Below are 16,575 nucleotides of genomic sequence, written 5' to 3'. Positions count from 1 at the left end.
CAAGCCGAGGGGACTGATTTATTTACAGCGCTTCACCGTAAATCAATCTGTCCCCTCGGCTGCTGAGGGTTTACCGACCGGGAAGGTCGCGTGTATCCCTGCGGGTTGGTCGGGTCAGGCGAACAGCGTTTCGCTGATGTTCTTTTGCGCGGCGGCCATGGCAGCGGCGCGCGGCTCCTCACCATAAGCCAGGCCTTCGGCCACAACGAATTGCAGGTCGGTGACGCCGATGAAACCGAACACCACCTTGAGCAAGTCATCATGGCCTACGCCGCTCGGCAGGCCCTGATGCAGACCGCCAGTGGTCGAAACGACGATCACTTTCTTGCCCTTGCACAGACCTTCCGGGCCCGCCTCGGTGTAACGGAACGTGCGGCCGGCCACACAGATCCGGTCGATCCACGCCTTCAACTGGCTCGGGATGCTGAAGTTGTACATCGGCGCACCGATGACCACCACGTCCGCCGACAGAAACTCCGCCAGCGTCGCTTCGTTGGTCTCCACGTCCAGCGTCTGCGCCGCATCGCGGCCCTCCACCGGCGTCCCCGCAGCAGCCAGCGTCGCGCCGGAGAAATGACTGAGTGGCTCATTCGCCAGATCGCGGTACACCACCTGAGTGTCCGGGGCAGAAGCGGTGAAAGCCTCCACGACACTGCGGCTCAACTGACGCGAAGCGGAGTGATCGCCGAGGATGCTGGAATCGATGTGCAAGAGTTTCATAAAGTGCTCCCAAGGTGAGAATCGCCGCCTGGCGATCAAGTGGCGTCATCCTACCTTGCGAGGTAATAAGTGATTAGAGGGTGCAAATGCATTAGATCGTCTCACATACAGGACAATCCAAAGATGGAGCATCGATGCTGGTTTAAAGAATGCAAAAAAACCTGACATTCATAGTGTTCACACCGGCCCCTTCCCGGCTAAAGCCGGTCCCACAAACACCGCGCGCATTCAGCAGGACCGCCGCCGACGGTAGGACCGGCTTCAGCCGGGAAGCTCTTGATCTGCTTTTGATCTTGATCTTCATACACAAAAAACCCAGACGCCGCAGAACGCGACTTTGGTGCAGGCTGAACGCAGGTCTCGCGCAGTGGGCCGAGCGGCATGGATGCCGCGAGAGCCGCCCCCCGCCATGGATGGCGGATGGCGGCGGGCCCACGGAGCGAGACCGGAGTGAAGGAACCCCGAGGAACGAGGGGCCCAACCGAGAGCAAGCACCCTTGGTTACTTGGGGATGGTGCGACTTTCGACTTTTCCAAGTAACTCGCCGAAGGCGAAACAGTCTGCCCCCAGGCAGACGCCCTTTATTTCAAAGAACCTTGATCTTGATCTTGAAAAACCCGGGGACAGATTAATTTACGGTGAAGCGCTGTAAATAAATCAGTCCCCTACAGCTTCCTGACATTGATGGCGTTCAAACTGGCCCCTTCCCGGCTGAAGCCGGTCCTACAAACACCGCGTGCATTCAGCAGGACCGCCGCCGACGGCAGGACCGGCTTCAACCGGGAAGCTTCTGATCTGCTTTAAAGCGCGTTTGATCTTCATGCGCAAAAAGCCCAAACACCGCCAATCGCGACTTGGGTGCAGGCTGAACGCAGGTCTCGCGCAGTGGGCCGAGCGGCACGGATGCCGCGAGAGCCGCCCCCCGCCATGGATGGCGGATGGCGGCGGGCCCACGGAGCGAGACCGGAGTGAAGGAACCCGACGAAGTCGGGCCCAACCAGGAGCAAGCACCTTTGGTTACTTGGGGTGCTTTTCCAAGTAACTCGCCGAAGGCGAAACAGTCTGCCCCCAGGCAGACGCTCTTGATTTTAAAGAACCTTGATCTTGATCTTGAAAAACCCGGGGACAGATTAATTTACGGTGAAGCGCTGTAAATAAATCAGTCCCCTACAGCTCTACAGCTCTACAGCTCTACAGCTCTACAGCTCTACAGCTCTACAGCTAGTCCCTTACAGCTTAATAACTCAGTCCCCTACAGCTTAAGTCCCCTACAGCTTGCCGGCCAGCTCACACGCCTCCCGATCCGCCTTCGCATTCAACCCAAAATCCTCCGCCAGCAAATCCACCAACCCCCGCACCGACGGCAACAACCCCCGGCGAGACGGAAACACCGCATGAATCAACCCGCTTGGCGGCCGAAACCCCGGCAACAACTCAACCAGCCGCCCCTCATGCAACGAATGCCGAACCATAATCTCCGGCATCTGCACCCCCCCCCCCCCCTCCACCGCCGCCCGGTGCAACGCATCCAGATCCGACGACACAAAGCGTGGCTGATGAGCAACCTCAATCCGCTCACCACCCGGCCCGATCAACGCCCAACGGTGCTCACGGTTTGCCGGCGCCAGATCCATACTCGGCAGCCCCACCAACTCCTGCGGCGTTCGAACCACCTTACCCTCCAGCAGCGACGGACGAACCACCAACCGCTGATGGCTCTCGCCCAACACCTTCATCACCAGATTCTCGTCCTCCAGCGGCGGAAAACGCACCCTCAGCGCGATGTCATAGCCCTCCCCCAACACATCCACCCGTCGGTTCGTGCTCTCCACCTGAACCTGCACTTTCGGGTGCAGCACCATAAACTTGACGATCGTGTCGCTCACCCCCATCGCACCCAGCGCCGGTGGGCAACTGATGCGCACGATGCCCTGGGGTTCGGACCTCGACTGCTCGACCACCTTCTCCGCCGCATCGGCCTCCACCAGCATCGCCACGCAATGACGGTAGTAATCCAGCCCCACCTCGGTCACCGTGAACTTGCGCGTGGTGCGCTGGATCAGACGTACCCCGAGCCGATCTTCCAGTTGAGCAATGCGGCGGCTGAGCTTGGTCTTCGGTACGTCGATCTTGCGCGCAGCGGCGGCGAACCCCTTGTTCTCGACCACCTGCACGAAGTAGTACAAATCGTTGAAGTCGTACACGGTATGCAGCTCGCCTGGCCGAAAGGGTCCGCGATTGTCGCAGGTTGCAAATGGGCTGTCCTGCGCCGCGGCGGACAAACGATCCGGCCAGAAAAACATCCGTTACGCACCTTGACCTTGCCAGAAGGGCAAGGTTGATCCTTACTGGCAATCGACTTACCGGAGTGTTCACGATGCCCAGTCCCGCAACATTCGATCTGCCTATCGCCGGCATGACCTGCGCCAGTTGCGCAGGCCGGGTCGAGCGCGCGTTGCGCAAAGTGCCCGGCGTCCAGGTCGCCACGGTCAACCTCGCCAACGAACGCGCCTACGTCGAAGTCAGCGGGCAGATCGACCCCGCCGTGCTGGTGGCGGCCGTCGACAAGGCTGGCTACAGCGCCAGCCTCGAACAGGATTCAGCCGTTCAGCAGGCCGACCAGCGCCAACGCCACAACACCGAGCGCTGGCAACTGATACTCGCCATTGTCCTGGCGCTGCCGCTGGTGGTGCCAATGCTGCTGCAGCCGTTCGGCGGCCACGGGATGCTGCCGGCGTGGTTGCAGTTTGCCCTGGCCACCCCCGTACAATTCCTCCTCGGCGCGCGCTTTTACGTCGCCGCCTGGAAAGCCGTGCGCGCCGGTTCCGGCAACATGGACTTGCTGGTCGCGCTGGGCACCAGTGCCGGATATGGGCTGAGCATCTACCAATGGCTGAGCGCTGCGCCCGGGACGATGCCGCACCTGTATTTCGAGGCGTCGGCGGTGGTGATCGCACTGGTCCTCCTCGGCAAATACCTCGAAAGCAGCGCCAAGCGCCAGACCGCCAGCGCAATTCGGGCGCTGGAGGGGTTACGCCCTGAACGCGCGATCAAGCGGGTGGACGGCCAGGAAATGGAGGTCGCCATCAGCACACTGAGCATCGGCGATCAGGTGGTAGTAAAACCCGGCGAGCGCTTCCCGGTGGATGGCGAGGTGATCGAAGGCCAGAGCCACGCCGATGAAGCCCTGATCAGCGGCGAGAGCCTGCCGGTCCCCAAGCAACCCGGCGACAGGGTCACCGGTGGCGCGATCAATGGCGAGGGCCGCCTGCTGATCAGCACTCAGGCACTGGGCGCAGAAACCGTGCTGGCGCGCATCATCCGTCTGGTGGAAGACGCGCAGTCAGCCAAGGCGCCGATCCAGAAACTGGTCGACAAGGTCAGCCAGGTGTTCGTGCCGGTGGTCCTGCTGATTGCCCTGGCGACGCTGGTCGGCTGGCTGATGGCCGGCGCGTCGCTGGAGGCCGCGGTGATCAACGCCGTCACCGTGCTGGTCATCGCCTGCCCCTGTGCCCTCGGGCTGGCCACGCCGACTGCGATCATGGCCGGCACCGGCGTGGCCGCCCGCCACGGCATTTTGATCAAGGACGCCGAAGCCCTTGAACGCGCCCATGAAGTCACCACGGTGGTCTTCGACAAGACCGGCACGCTGACCTCCGGCACGCCGCGCATTGCCCACATGGCCGCCCTCGACGGTGATGAAAACGCCCTGCTGCAACTGGCCGGTGCGCTGCAGCGTGGCAGCGAACACCCGTTGGCCAAAGCGGTGCTGGACGTGACCACAGAACGCGGCCTGAACCTGGGGGACGTCAGCAACAGCCGCGCGCTGGCCGGACGCGGTATCGCCGGCACCCTGGACAGCCGCGAACTGGCGCTGGGCAATCAGCGCCTGCTGCAAGAAAGCGGCTTGCTGCAAGAAAGCAACTTGACCGGGCTCGACCTGTACGGGCGGGCTCAGGCCTGGGAAGCCGAAGGCCGCACGCTGTCCTGGCTGATCGAACTGAGCCCGCAGCGTCAGGTGCTCGGCCTGTTTGCCTTCGGCGACACGCTCAAGCCCGGCGCCGTTGAGGCCATCGCGCAACTGACCGCCCGGCACATCAGCAGTCACCTGCTGACGGGAGACAATCGCGGCAGCGCAAGGGTCGTCGCGCAGGCGCTGGGCATCAACGACGTGCACGCCGAAATACTGCCCGCCGACAAAGCCGCCACCGTCGTGGCCCTGAAAAAAACCGGCGTGGTGGCGATGGTCGGTGACGGCATCAACGACGCCCCTGCCCTGGCCGCTGCCGACATCGGCATCGCCATGGGCGGCGGCACGGACGTGGCCATGCACGCCGCCGGCATCACCCTGATGCGCGGCGACCCGCGGTTGATCCCGGCCGCGCTGGACATCAGCCGCAAGACCTACGCAAAGATCCGGCAAAACCTCTTCTGGGCCTTCGTCTATAACCTGATCGGCATTCCGCTGGCCGCGTTCGGTCTACTCAATCCGGTCCTGGCAGGTGCAGCCATGGCCTTGTCCAGCGTCAGCGTGGTGAGCAACGCCCTGCTGTTGAAAACCTGGACACCCAAAGACCAAGCCAACGACGAACCTATAGACGCCCCCAACGACAAGCCCAACGACACGGGAGACGCTTCATGAACATCGGACAAGCCGCCAAACGCAGCGGCCTCAGCGCCAAGATGATTCGCTACTACGAATCCATCGGCCTGCTCCCTGCCGCTGCCCGCACCGACAGCGGCTATCGCTTGTACGGCCCGGACGAGCTGCACACCCTGGCGTTCATCAAACGCTCGCGGGATCTGGGGTTTTCCCTGGAAGCGGTCGGCAAACTGCTGACCCTGTGGCAAGACCGCGGCCGTGCCAGTGCCGACGTCAAGGCGCTGGCCCACCAGCACATCGCCGAACTCAATCAGAAAATCGAGGAATTGGCCGGGCTGCGTGACACCCTGCAGAACCTGGTCAGCCACTGCCAGGGCGATCGCCGCCCGGACTGTCCGATTCTGGCTGACCTGGCGTCGAATGGAGGTCGCGCCCATGGGTAACCCACGCACTCGTATACCCCTCACCGCCGTTCAGGAACATGCCGATGCAGATTGAAGACGTCGCCGCGTTCTGCCTGAATCTTCCCGGCGCGCGGGAGGATTACAAATGGGGCGGCGTCAGGGTCTTCTCCATCGCCGACACCAAGATGTTCGCGGTGATGGGCCTGGCCGGGAACGACCTGTCGTTCAAGGTCGGCGCCGAGCTGTTCCTCGGCTACGTCGACCGTCCGGGCGTGCGACCTGCGCCTTACCTGGCCCGCGCCCACTGGATCACCCTGACCTACCCGTTCGCCATGGGCGCAGACGAGCTAAAGGAAGCGCTGACCCGCTCCCACCAGTTAGTAGTCGGCAAGCTGTCGAAGCGCCGCCAGGTGGCGCTGAAGCTGTAAACGGGTCCATCCAGCGTTTCTGCAAGCCATTCAATACAAATGGCGCGAAATCAGGCGACCGCCGAACAGCAAGCGGTCGACCCAGAACAATTCGTGCAACAGCACAATCAGCCAGAACACCAGCTGGTACGAAAACTTGCGGGTCTTGTGGCGAAACACTTGCTGGGCCAGCAGCGCACCCGGCCACCCGCCCAGCAGTTCGCTCACGTGCAGCAGCTTTTCCGGCGTCCGCTGGCCGCCGCGCTGGGCCTGCTTCTTGTCCCAGCCGTAAAACCCAAAGGCGACAACGCTCATCAGCCCGTAAATCGCCGCCGGCAGCCAGCTGCCGCCGCGGGTCCAGTAGGTGACGACGCCGTAGACCGGCAAGCCGCACAGCAACAGCATCGCCACCAGCTTGAGTTTCAGAAAGCGCACGGCGACAGGCTTGGCGGCGGCCGAGCGCCCCGGGTGTTGCGATTCGGAACGTTGAGTCATCGGAACATCAGCCCTGCACACTGGACCAGTCGACCCAGCCGAATTGCCAGGTCGCGAGAATCAGCAGACCGAAGGCGATGCGGTACCAGGCGAACACGTCGTAGCTGTGGGTGGCGATGAACTTGAGCAGGCCGCGAACGGCGATCATGGCGAAGATGAACGCGGCGATGAAGCCGATGGCGAACACCGGCAGATCATCGGGCTGGAACAGGTAGCGGTATTTGTACCCCGAGTACACCGAAGCCGCGATCATGGTCGGCATCGCCAGAAAGAACGAAAACTCGGTGGCGGTTTTGCGTGACAGGCCGAACAGCAGCCCGCCGATGATGGTCGAGCCCGATCGCGAAGTACCCGGAATCATGGCCAGGCATTGCGCGAAGCCGACCTTCAACGCATCCACCCAGGTCATCTCATCCACGGTTTCGGCGTGAATCGCATGCTCGCGGCGCTCGGCCCAGAGCATGATGAAGCCGCCGACCACCAGTGCAACGGCCACTGTGATCGGGTTGAACAGGTATTCGTGGATCAGATCGGAAAACAACACGCCGAGGACCATGGCCGGCAACACGCCGACGATGAGGTTGGCGGTGAAACGCCGCGCTTCGGGCCGCGTTGGCAAACCGATGACGACATCAATGATCTTGCGGCGAAACTCCCACATCACCGCCAGGATCGCCCCCAACTGAATAATGATATTGAACGCCATCGCCCGCTCGCCGCCAAAACCGATCAGGTCCGCAACGATGATCTGATGACCCGTGCTGGAAATCGGCAAAAACTCCGTCAGCCCTTCTACAACCCCAAGTATCAGCGCCTGTGCAGCGGTCCAAAGATCCATCATTCCCCCGGCTGGAACCTGCTCATGGCACGGCTCTCTTGATATGTATTACAAACTGTTGCGCGAACGATAAACGGTCAAACGTAAAAAAAGCATGAACGTTACAGCGCTCTGCCTCGGGCATGAGCGCGGCGATGCTAGCAGACCTTTCTGACGAACGCGCTAGCATGAATACTGGCGCGAAGGCTTTGACGTTTACCCCATCGTCGTTACATTGCCTCTATGAACCCGACGTGCTGCCCGGGATGTTTTTCTACCGCCTTTTCAGATGCTTCCGACGCATCATCGCGTCCCACCTCGGGCGATAAAGCGCCTACAATCGCCGACCCGTTTTTCCACCGTCTCTTCAGGAGTTGCCATGTCAGGGCTTGAGCTGTTTGCCGCTGCACTCGGTGTCATTGCCGTCTGGCTGACAGTCAAACAGAACCCATGGTGCTGGCCGATCGGTCTGGTCATGGTGTTGCTCTACACCTGGATCTTCTTCGACGTGAAGCTCTACTCCGACATGCTATTGCAGGTGGTGTACGCCGGGCTGCAGCTGTATGGCTGGTGGCAGTGGACCCGCCGTGGCGCGGCAGACAACGGCCGCATCGTCACCTCGTTGGGCAGCGGCAGCCTGTTGCTCAGCCTGGTCGCCGGCGCCGTGGTCAGCGTTGTCCTTGGCGCGGCCATGGCCCATTTCACCGACGCCGCGCAACCCTGGCTTGATGCCACACTGACCGGTTACAGCCTGGTCGCGCAGGTCTGGATGGCGCAAAAGCGGGTGCAGTGCTGGCCGCTGTGGATCCTGCTCGACGTGATCTTCGTGGGCCTGTTTCTCTATAAAGCGCTGTACCTCACCGCGGGTCTGTACGCGCTGTTCACCCTGCTCGCCGTGCAGGGCTGGCGCGACTGGCGCGCCGACCCCGCGCTGGCGCGTTGACCGAGATGAAAGTGCTGGTACTCACAGGGCCCGAATCCAGCGGCAAGAGCTGGCTGGCGGAAGAGATTCAGCGGCAGTTCGGCGGCGTACGGGTGGGCGAATACGTGCGGCAGTTCATCGATGAGGTACAGCGGGACACCTGCTACGCCGACATCGACGTCATTGCCCGGGAACAACTGGCCCGTGAGGACGCCGCGCGGTCGCTCAAACCGTCACTGCTGATCCTCGACACCCATTTGCTCAGCAACGTCCTCTGGAGCCGTGCGCTGTTCAACGACTGCCCGGCGTGGATCGAAACCGCCCTCGCCGAGCGCCACTACGATCTGCACCTGCTGCTGTCCCCGGAGGGGGTCGGATGGGTCGGCGACGGTCAGCGTTGCCAGCCAGACCTGGCCGAGCGCCAGGCATTCTTCGAGGCCAGCCGGCAATGGCTGGTGGCCCACGGGCAGCCTTTCGAGGTGATTGGCGGGATCTGGAGCCACCGCAGTGAGCAAGCACTGCAGCGGGTCAGCCAACTGATCAATGACTGAGAGCCTGCACGCCGGAGGTGAACGCCGGCGGCTGCATCGCGCAAGGCCGGATCAACGAATCTGATGCTTGTGCAGCAGGCGATAGAACGTTGGCCGAGAAATACCGAGCACTTTGGCGGCCACGCTGAGGTTGTCGCTGTGACGAGTCAACACATCACACAGCGCTTGCCGTTCCGCCCGGGACTTGTACTCATCCAGAGTGGCCATGCTGGTGCTGATCTCTTCTTCGCCCAGCAGCCCCAGGTCGAACGCTTCGATCTGCCGCCCTTCCGCCAGCACCAGCCCGCGACGCACCCGGTTCTCCAACTCCCGCACGTTGCCGGGCCAGTCGTGCTTGCCCATGGCAACCAGCGCGTCCTGACTGAAATTGCGTGCCCGCCGGCCGGTTTCCCGGCTGTAGAACTGGGCGAAGTGATTGGCCAGCAACGCCAGATCACCGTGCCGCTCGCGCAACGGCGCAGTGCCGACCTGCAACACGTTGAGCCGGTAATACAGGTCTTCGCGAAACCGCTTCATGCGAATCGCCGCTTCCAGATCGACGTGGGTCGCCGCCAGCACGCGCACATCCACCGGGACACGCTCCCCCGCCACTTCAATGTGCCGATCCTGGAGGAACCGCAGCACATTCGCCTGGACCTCCAGGGGCAAATCGCCGATCTCGTCGAGAAACAGGGTGCCGCCATTGGCCTCTTCAATGCGCCCCGTCCTGCGCTGGCGTGTTGCGTCTCCCGCGTCGGCGGTGCCGAACAACTCTTCCTGCAGCCATTGCTCCGACATCGCCCCGCAGTTGACCGAAATGAAGGGTTGCTCGCGGCGCTGGGACTGAGCATGCAGCGTGCGTGCGATCAACTCCTTGCCCGTCCCGCCTTCGCCACGGATCAGCACCGGTGATTCGGTGGGCGCCAGCTTGCTCAGCAATCGGCGCAACTCGCGCATCGGCCGGCTTTCCCCCAGCAATTGCTGGCCAGGGTTCTCTCCAAAGGGGGCGCCTTTGCCATAACCGCCACCGCCGGCAACGCTGGCGCCTTTGGCACGCAGCCGCGCCATGCCGTAGGCGCGCCCCAGCGTGATCTGCACGCGGGCGACGTCGAAGGGCAAGGTATGGAAATCGAAGAACCACTCACAGACAAAATCACCGATGTGCTCGCGGCGCAGGTCCTCGCTGGTCAGCACGGCGATCCATTCGGTGTTGCTTCGAGAGATAAGGGACTTGACCACTTCAGGGTGTTCGAAATGCTCGGGCAGCAGGCGGATGAGGCCAACGTCACAGGGACGCAACGCGGCCTCTTCAAGGGTGCAGCTGTCGACATCCCACCCGGCAATGCGCAGGCCGGGGACCAGTTGCAGACATTCCTCGCACGGTTCGACGATCAGCAGGCGGCGTATGGAGGCCAGATCATGCATGTGAGTTTCCTTGGCGCCGGGGTCGCGTAGTGATCCATGGAGAAAACATTCTTATAAACAGTGCCTTGTGAAGGCCGATTGACACCATAGCAAGGTTTCTGACGCCCCCTTGGATCGATTCTGTATAAGCCTAAGATCGAAACGTGCTTAGCGTTTACGTACACCATCAAGCGCGCTTGGCAGTGAAGAACCAGGCCTCGCAGGAGTTTGGCTCACGCGCGGCAAGGAAGCGCGGCAAAAGTGCCGCTTAAAATAAATCAAGAAATTTCAAAATGGGTGTGACTCAGCCCTGGGGGACGGTCATCAGTACAAGTAGCAACACCAGACGCCACCGAGCGATACGCCCGCCGCCGGTGCACAACGTACACGGGCACTTTGAGGACAGTCCATGAACGCCCCCTTGCGCTTCAACGATGCTTTGCTGATTGCCGGTCACGCCTTTGAACCCTTCCAGTGCGTGGCCTGGGCCCCACAGGATGGCAACGGCGAACTGAGCCTCACCGTCATCGATCGCACCAGCACCCGCATTGGCCGCAAGCAGATCCCCAGCAGCGCCTATTCCGATCCGAAGCAACTGGCGCAGTTTCTCGAACAGGCCCGGGCTGAAATCAGCGGCGAAGGCTACAGCCTCGAGCCGTGGACCATGCCCGCCTGAGACCCGAACGACGACGTGCGCTCAGCACTCGTCGATGTGGCGGTAGTCAGCGTTGAGTTGCACGGCGATGTCCCGGGCGCGGCCCAGCCGTATGGGCCCACGCTCGATGTCGATCAGCAGCACGGGGCCGCTGAACACGGGAAGCGGCTGCGCCGGTCGTGTTGATAGCGCCGGTATGTCCTTGACCCGCCCGTCCGTGAGAATCAGCACCCGTTGCTGTTCCGCCGGGCAGCGCTTGTGCCGTTTTGCGGACCAGTCAGCCGCCTGATTGATCGCATCCCACAGCGGCGTGCCGCCCCCCGCACCCAATGCGTCGAGCCACGGCTGCAACCCGGCGCTGGCTTTCAGGCCCTGATGCTGCCAGCGCGCGCCGGTGCCGCTGGCGGTGAGCAAGGCCAGTCTGGCGCGCTGCCGATACGCATCATCGAACACCCCCGCCAACAAACCCTTTGCCTGACTCAACGCGTGATTGCGCCGGGTCGATGCCGATGCGTCGACGATCACCAGCCAGAGCTGCTCCGGCCGGCGACTGCGGGGCTGATGCACCAGATCGCTGCGAACCCGGGGGCGGCCACGGAGCAAGGTGGGCAGCCAGGCAATCGCGCCTTCTGCACCCGCGCGGGCCGCGCCGTTTCGGCCGCCGCCCAGTGCACCCGGTCGAGGGCTGGCATTCGCCCCCTTCGACAGACGGGGGCGAATGCCTAGGGCTTTTTTGGCCAGTGGGGCACTTCTTTGCGGTGACCCGTCTGCACGGTGCGGGCAGGCAACTCACCCCAACTGCCCTCGCCTGTTTCCGGCGATTCAGGTTGCCGCGGAGCACCGTCATCGGGTTTCGGCGGGGGTTGTTGTGATGGCGCAGGCGGCTGGGATTGCGGTTGTTGGGGCGGTTGCGGTTCGCGACGACGGTGACGCAGTGCAAAGTCGGCGACGGCGTCGATGTCCGCCTCGGCGATATGCGCAGCGCCACGCCAGGCAGCATGGGCACGGGCCGCGCGCAACCAGACCAGGTCCGCTCGCATACCGTCGACCCCGGCGGCAAAACAGCGCTCGGTGATCAAGCCCAGACTGGCATCATCCAGTTCAATGCTCGGCAACAGCCCCCGGGCGCTTTCACAACGGGCCTTCAACGCCTGCTGTTGCGGGGCCCATTGCTGACAGAAGGCTTCGGGCGCGGCGTCGAAATCCAGCCGACGGCGAATGATCTGCCCGCGCTGTTGCGGCACTGTCTGCCCGCTCAACGCCACGTTCAGGCCGAAACGGTCCAGCAGCTGCGGGCGCAGTTCGCCTTCTTCCGGGTTCATGGTGCCGATCAGCACAAAGCGCGCGGCGTGGCGATGGGAAATGCCATCGCGCTCCACCAGATTGACCCCGCTGGCGGCGACGTCCAGCAGCAAGTCGACCAAGTGGTCCGGCAGCAGGTTGACTTCATCGACGTACAGCACGCCGCCGTCCGCCTTGGCCAGGACCCCCGGCGAGAACGCCGCGCGGCCCTCGCCCAACGCGGCGTCAAGGTCCAGCGTGCCGACAAGGCGTTCTTCCGTAGCGCCCAGGGGCAATGTGACGAACTGACCGCTGGCCAGTAGATCCGCCAGCCCCCGGGCCAGGGTTGATTTCGCCATGCCGCGCGGGCCCTCGATCAGCACGCCACCGATTTTCGGGTCGATAGCGGTCAGGCACAGGGCGAGCTTCAGGTCATCGGCACCGACGACGGCGGCCAAGGGGAAATGAGGGGTGTCGGTCATGTTCGATTCTCGTCAAGCGGCGGGGCAGTCATGTGGTTCAAGCCGGTCACGCGCCTTCGCAGACTGCCCGGCAGGCGCTCTTCCAAGGTCATGACTCTTCGATGTCCAGCAACAGGTTCTCCAGCGCTTCGCGGTACTCGCCCGGTTCCTGCCACAAGCCGCGCTGCTGCGCTTCGAGCATGCGCTCGGTCATGTCCCGCAACGCGTCAGGATTGTGCTGCTGGATGAAATCGCGGGTCGAGGCGTCCAGCAGATAGGCATCGGCCAGCAGCGCGTATTGGTGATCGTCGATCAGCTCGGTGGTGGCGTCGAAGGCGAACAGGAAATCCACCGTCGCCGCCATCTCGAACGCGCCCTTGTAGCCGTGGCGTTTGACCCCTTCGATCCACTTCGGATTGGCCGCCCGCGAGCGCACCACCCGGTTGAGTTCTTCCTTGAGCGTGCGGATCTTCGGAAGATCGGGCTGGCTGTGGTCGCCGTGGTAACTGGCGACTTTTGCGCCGGACAGGCTTTCCACCGCCGCCAGCATGCCACCCTGGAACTGGTAGTAATCGTTGGAATCGAGCAGGTCGTGTTCGCGGTTGTCCTGATTCTGCAGCACCGCCTGGACCTGGCTGAGCCGCTTGGCAAAACCGTCACGGGCGGGCGTGCCTTCGTCGCTGCTGCCGTAGGCGTAGCCGCCCCAGTTCAGGTAAACCTCGGCAAGGTCTTCGCGGCTCTGCCACAAGCGTCCGTCGATAGCGTTCTGCACCCCCGCGCCATACGCTCCCGGTTTGGCGCCGAAGACGCGCCAGCCGGCCTGCTTCGCCGCTTGCTCGGCATCCAGGCCGTCGCGCAGCAATTGCTCGCGCTCCTGGCGCACGCGGGCGGCCAGCGGGTTCATGTCATCGGGCTCGTCCAGTGCTGCAACGGCCTGCACCGCCGCATCGAACAAGCGGATGAGGTTGGCGAACGCATCACGAAAGAACCCGGAAACCCGCAGGGTCACGTCAACCCGAGGCCGATCAAGCAGGCTCAGGGGCAGGATTTCGAAATCATCGACGCGCTGACTGCCCGTCGCCCACACCGGCCGCACGCCCATCAGGGCCATGGCCTGGGCGATGTCGTCACCGCCAGTGCGCATGGTTGCCGTGCCCCAGACCGACAGCCCGAGTTGACGTAAATAATCACCATGATCCTGTAAGTGCCTCTCCAGCAACAGGTTTGCCGACTGGAAGCCAATGCGCCAAGCGGTCATGGTCGGAAGATTACGGACGTCCACGGAGAAGAAATTGCGCCCGGTGGGCAGCACGTCCAGCCGTCCGCGACTGGGGGCGCCGCTCGGGCCGGCGGGGACAAAGCGGCCGCTCAGCGCGCCAAGGAGGTTGGCCATCTCGGCCGGACCGCACGCGTCAAGGCGCGGAATCACTACCTCATACAAAGACTCAACAACCTCCGACAACCCTTTGTTTTCAAAGCGATTAATCACCTCGACTCCAGCGGCAATCTGCTGAATCATCTGCGCAGCCAGCAGTTCCAGTCGCTCGCGGGTGTCACCCGTGGTACGCCAGGGTTCAGCGCTGACCTCATGTAATACCTGAGGTTTATCGCCGGTCCACGGCGCGCCGAGGTCACAGTCCAGCGGGTCGAAATCCAGCGCCAGCGCCTGACTCAAGGTGCGCAACAGGCTCGCCTGACCGCCGCGACCATCACCGCGAGGCACGCGCACCATCGCCAGCAGCGTGTCGATGCGCAGCCGGCCCGTGGGCGACTCGCCAAACACGTGCAGCCCATCGCGGATCTGCGATTCCTTCAGGTCACACAGATAGGTGTCCAGACGCGGCAGCCACACGGCGGCGTCTTCGTCGCTATTGGCATCCCCGTCCATCGACAGTTCGCGGTCGATATGGGTCTCGCGCACCAGCCTGAGAATGTCTTTCTGCAGCTCACGGGCACGGCGCGGATCGAGCAGTTGCGCTTCGTAATATTCGTCTGCCAGCAGTTCAAGGTCGCGCAACGGACCGTAGGTTTCGGCGCGTGTCAGCGGCGGCATCAAGTGATCGATGATCACCGCCTGGGTGCGGCGCTTGGCCTGGGCGCCCTCGCCCGGATCGTTGACGATGAACGGGTAGATATTCGGCATCGGGCCGAGGATCGCATCCGGCCAGCAGTGCTCGGACAGACCAACGCCTTTGCCCGGCAGCCACTCCAGATTGCCGTGCTTGCCGACATGGATGACGGCGTGGGCGCCATAGCGTTTGCGCAGCCAGAAGTAGAACGCCAGGTAACCGTGGGGCGGCACCAGGTCGGGGTCGTGATACACCGCGCTGTGGTCCACGTTGTAGCCCCGCGCCGGTTGAATCCCGACGAAGGTCATGCCGAAACGCAAGCCGGCAATCATCATCCGCCCGTCGCGGCACATGGGATCGGTGTCAGGAGCGCCCCATCGCGCCATGACCGCATCGCGATTGGCCTCGGGCAATGCCTGAAACGCGGCCAGGTACTCGTCCATGGCCATGCTCTGGTGGCAAGGCCGCTGATCGAGGCTGTCCGGGTCATTGGTGACGCCGCCGAGCAAGGCATGAATCAGCGCTGTGCCCGAGTCAGGCAGACCCTCGACCGGGTAACCCTCGCCCTGCATGGCGTTGAGGATGTTCAGCGCGGCGGCCGGCGTGTCGAGACCGACGCCATTGCCAATGCGCCCGTCGCGTGTCGGGTAGTTGGCGAGAATCAGCGCCACACGCTTGTCAGTGTTGGCCGTACGGGCCAGCAGCACCCAGCGCCGGGCCAGTTCGGCGACGAAATCCATGCGTCCCGGCTGGGCGCGGTAGCACACCACGTCGGACTGGCTGCGCTCGCTGTGCCAGGCCAGGTCCTTGAAGCTGATCGGCCGGCTGATGATGCGCCCGTCCAGTTCCGGCAACGCGATGTGCATGGCCAGATCCCGGGAGCCCAGGCCCTGGGCGCTGGCCTGCCAGGCCGGTTCGTTGTCCTGGGCGCAAATGGCCTGTATGACCGGGATATCCCGGCGAAACGGCCGCACGTCCGGCGCTTCCGGACTGGATTGAGCAAAGCCGGTGGTGTTGAGAATGACCTCGCAATCCACCTCATCGAGCCAGTCCTGCAGCGCGGTCATGCAACCGGCTTCCTTGAGGCTGGCGACCGCAATCGGCAACGGGTTCAAGCCCTGGGCCGACAAGCGCTCGCAGAACACATCAATGAAACCGGTGTTCGCCGCTTGCAGGTGGGAGCGATAGAACAACACCGCAGCGACCGGCTGATCCGCGCGCCAGTCGGCCTGCCAGCGAGCCAGGTCGGCGTTGGGGTTCAGCGGGTGATAAACCACGGTGCGCGGCAGCGTTTGCGGCTCGGCCCAGGGATAGTCACCGCCCAGCCAGCGCGTGGCGATGAAGCTGAACAGCGATAGAGCGTTGTGCTTGCCGCCCTGGCGCAGGTAGTGCCAGAGCCGCTCGCGGTCTTCGGCGGATTCGGTGCTCAGGCCGCTCAGCTCGGGGTCCGGCCGATCACAGCCGGGCACCAGAATCAGCTTGACGCCCTTCGCCGCCAGCTCCACCAACCGCTCGACGCCATAACGCCAGTAGCCGATGCCGCCGTGCAGGGAAATCAGGATGACCTTGGCGTGGCGAAGCACTTCGTCGACGTACAAATCCACCGAGGCATGGTTCTGCACCTGCATGGGATTGGCCAGGCGCAGGCTCGGGTAATCGTCCGGCAGTTGCTGCGCGACTTCAGCCAGCAACGCCAGGTTTGAGTCGGCGCTGCACAGGATCACCAGCTCGGCGGGCGTCTGGCCCAGGTCAGCGATGCTGTCGTCGGGAACGAAGCCGCCGGGCTGTGTACGCAGCAGGTGCATGG

13 protein-coding genes and 2 pseudogenes are annotated in these 16,575 nt (G+C 63.3%); 6 read left to right on the top strand and 9 right to left on the bottom strand.

From position 1 onward, the window contains the following. Nucleotides 1–114 precede the first annotated feature (114 nt). Nucleotides 115–720, bottom strand: coding sequence for an FMN-dependent NADH-azoreductase (locus tag BBI10_RS20415; protein ID WP_065991442.1), 606 nt, complete (start codon nucleotides 718–720; stop codon nucleotides 115–117). Between the two features lie 1,268 nt (nucleotides 721–1,988). Then, entirely contained in the window at nucleotides 1,989–2,924 is a 936-nt protein-coding gene (locus BBI10_RS20405; RefSeq protein ID WP_065991731.1) for a LysR substrate-binding domain-containing protein, read from the bottom strand. 173 nt (nucleotides 2,925–3,097) lie between these two features. Here BBI10_RS20405 and BBI10_RS20400 point away from each other — a divergent pair, with 173 nt between their 5' ends. The 3 genes from BBI10_RS20400 to BBI10_RS20390 are packed head-to-tail and all read left to right on the top strand — an operon-like array spanning nucleotide 3,098 to nucleotide 6,155. Further along, nucleotides 3,098–5,362, top strand: coding sequence for a heavy metal translocating P-type ATPase (locus BBI10_RS20400; protein WP_065991440.1), 2,265 nt, complete (start codon nucleotides 3,098–3,100; stop codon nucleotides 5,360–5,362). Continuing rightward, nucleotides 5,359–5,766 (top strand): Cu(I)-responsive transcriptional regulator, encoded by a 408-nt coding sequence (cueR, locus tag BBI10_RS20395; protein WP_065991439.1) that lies wholly within the window; start codon nucleotides 5,359–5,361, stop codon nucleotides 5,764–5,766. The genes BBI10_RS20400 and cueR overlap by 4 nt, the downstream gene beginning before the upstream one ends. Before the next feature lie 44 nt (nucleotides 5,767–5,810). After that, a complete protein-coding gene (locus BBI10_RS20390) occupies nucleotides 5,811–6,155 on the top strand; it encodes an MmcQ/YjbR family DNA-binding protein (RefSeq protein WP_065991438.1) in 345 nt (114 codons plus the stop codon). A 30-nt stretch (nucleotides 6,156–6,185) separates the two neighbouring features. Here the strand turns inward: BBI10_RS20390 and BBI10_RS20385 are convergent, their stop codons facing one another. Further along, complete coding sequence (locus BBI10_RS20385) at nucleotides 6,186–6,629, bottom strand: DUF1294 domain-containing protein (RefSeq protein ID WP_065991437.1); 444 nt, start codon at nucleotides 6,627–6,629, stop codon at nucleotides 6,186–6,188. A gap of 7 nt (nucleotides 6,630–6,636) precedes the next feature. After that, nucleotides 6,637–7,467, bottom strand: coding sequence for an undecaprenyl-diphosphate phosphatase (locus tag BBI10_RS20380; RefSeq protein ID WP_065991730.1), 831 nt, complete (start codon nucleotides 7,465–7,467; stop codon nucleotides 6,637–6,639). A gap of 358 nt (nucleotides 7,468–7,825) precedes the next feature. Between BBI10_RS20380 and pnuC the strand changes: the two genes are divergently transcribed. Together pnuC and BBI10_RS20370 are read left to right on the top strand one after the other, a co-directional pair. Beyond that, complete coding sequence (pnuC, locus tag BBI10_RS20375; protein WP_065991436.1) at nucleotides 7,826–8,389, top strand: nicotinamide riboside transporter PnuC; 564 nt, start codon at nucleotides 7,826–7,828, stop codon at nucleotides 8,387–8,389. A gap of 5 nt (nucleotides 8,390–8,394) precedes the next feature. Then, nucleotides 8,395–8,919 carry an AAA family ATPase gene (locus BBI10_RS20370; RefSeq protein ID WP_065991435.1) on the top strand — a complete coding sequence of 175 codons (525 nt, stop codon included), beginning with the start codon at nucleotides 8,395–8,397 and terminating at the stop codon, nucleotides 8,917–8,919. A gap of 51 nt (nucleotides 8,920–8,970) precedes the next feature. On the opposite strand, the pseudogene BBI10_RS20365 reads toward BBI10_RS20370, so the two are convergent. Together BBI10_RS20365 and BBI10_RS28700 are read right to left on the bottom strand one after the other, a co-directional pair. Next, nucleotides 8,971–9,882: pseudogene (locus tag BBI10_RS20365) on the bottom strand (sigma 54-interacting transcriptional regulator); the annotation flags it as partial. 69 nt (nucleotides 9,883–9,951) lie between these two features. After that, a pseudogene (locus BBI10_RS28700) lies at nucleotides 9,952–10,323 on the bottom strand (VpsR-related response regulator); the annotation flags it as partial. 388 nt (nucleotides 10,324–10,711) lie between these two features. On the opposite strand from BBI10_RS28700, the gene BBI10_RS20360 reads away from it, so the two are divergent. Further along, nucleotides 10,712–10,978: a hypothetical protein gene (locus BBI10_RS20360; RefSeq protein WP_065991433.1), complete on the top strand. Its 267-nt coding sequence runs from the start codon at nucleotides 10,712–10,714 to the stop codon at nucleotides 10,976–10,978. A 21-nt stretch (nucleotides 10,979–10,999) separates the two neighbouring features. Here BBI10_RS20360 and BBI10_RS20355 read toward each other — a convergent pair whose 3' ends face one another. From BBI10_RS20355 to cobN, 3 genes are all read right to left on the bottom strand, one after another. Next, complete coding sequence (locus tag BBI10_RS20355; RefSeq protein WP_065991432.1) at nucleotides 11,000–11,626, bottom strand: vWA domain-containing protein; 627 nt, start codon at nucleotides 11,624–11,626, stop codon at nucleotides 11,000–11,002. A 53-nt stretch (nucleotides 11,627–11,679) separates the two neighbouring features. Next, the gene (locus BBI10_RS20350) at nucleotides 11,680–12,720 is read right to left on the bottom strand and encodes an ATP-binding protein (protein WP_065991431.1); all 1,041 of its coding nucleotides are present in this window, start codon (nucleotides 12,718–12,720) and stop codon (nucleotides 11,680–11,682) included. A gap of 88 nt (nucleotides 12,721–12,808) precedes the next feature. Beyond that, complete coding sequence (gene cobN, locus BBI10_RS20345) at nucleotides 12,809–16,573, bottom strand: cobaltochelatase subunit CobN (RefSeq protein WP_065991430.1); 3,765 nt, start codon at nucleotides 16,571–16,573, stop codon at nucleotides 12,809–12,811. Nucleotides 16,574–16,575: the final 2 nt, after the last annotated feature.

The organism is Pseudomonas graminis, assembly GCF_001705435.1.
GTDB lineage: Bacteria > Pseudomonadota > Gammaproteobacteria > Pseudomonadales > Pseudomonadaceae > Aquipseudomonas > Aquipseudomonas graminis_B.
This window is presented reverse-complemented; position numbering and strand designations above follow the sequence as displayed.

Bases quoted from the DNA above. Each gene is read 5' to 3' on its own strand.
- BBI10_RS20415 (WP_065991442.1), bottom strand. From the start codon at position 720: ATGAAACTCTTGCACATCGATTCCAGCATCCTCGGCGATCACTCCGCT.
- BBI10_RS20400 (WP_065991440.1), top strand. From the start codon at position 3,098: ATGCCCAGTCCCGCAACATTCGATCTGCCTATCGCCGGCATGACCTGC.
- cueR (WP_065991439.1), top strand. From the start codon at position 5,359: ATGAACATCGGACAAGCCGCCAAACGCAGCGGCCTCAGCGCCAAGATG.
- BBI10_RS20390 (WP_065991438.1), top strand. From the start codon at position 5,811: ATGCAGATTGAAGACGTCGCCGCGTTCTGCCTGAATCTTCCCGGCGCG.
- BBI10_RS20385 (WP_065991437.1), bottom strand. From the start codon at position 6,629: ATGACTCAACGTTCCGAATCGCAACACCCGGGGCGCTCGGCCGCCGCC.
- BBI10_RS20380 (WP_065991730.1), bottom strand. From the start codon at position 7,467: ATGGATCTTTGGACCGCTGCACAGGCGCTGATACTTGGGGTTGTAGAA.
- pnuC (WP_065991436.1), top strand. From the start codon at position 7,826: ATGTCAGGGCTTGAGCTGTTTGCCGCTGCACTCGGTGTCATTGCCGTC.
- BBI10_RS20370 (WP_065991435.1), top strand. From the start codon at position 8,395: ATGAAAGTGCTGGTACTCACAGGGCCCGAATCCAGCGGCAAGAGCTGG.
- BBI10_RS20360 (WP_065991433.1), top strand. From the start codon at position 10,712: ATGAACGCCCCCTTGCGCTTCAACGATGCTTTGCTGATTGCCGGTCAC.
- BBI10_RS20350 (WP_065991431.1), bottom strand. From the start codon at position 12,720: ATGACCGACACCCCTCATTTCCCCTTGGCCGCCGTCGTCGGTGCCGAT.
- cobN (WP_065991430.1), bottom strand. From the start codon at position 16,573: ATGCACCTGCTGCGTACACAGCCCGGCGGCTTCGTTCCCGACGACAGC.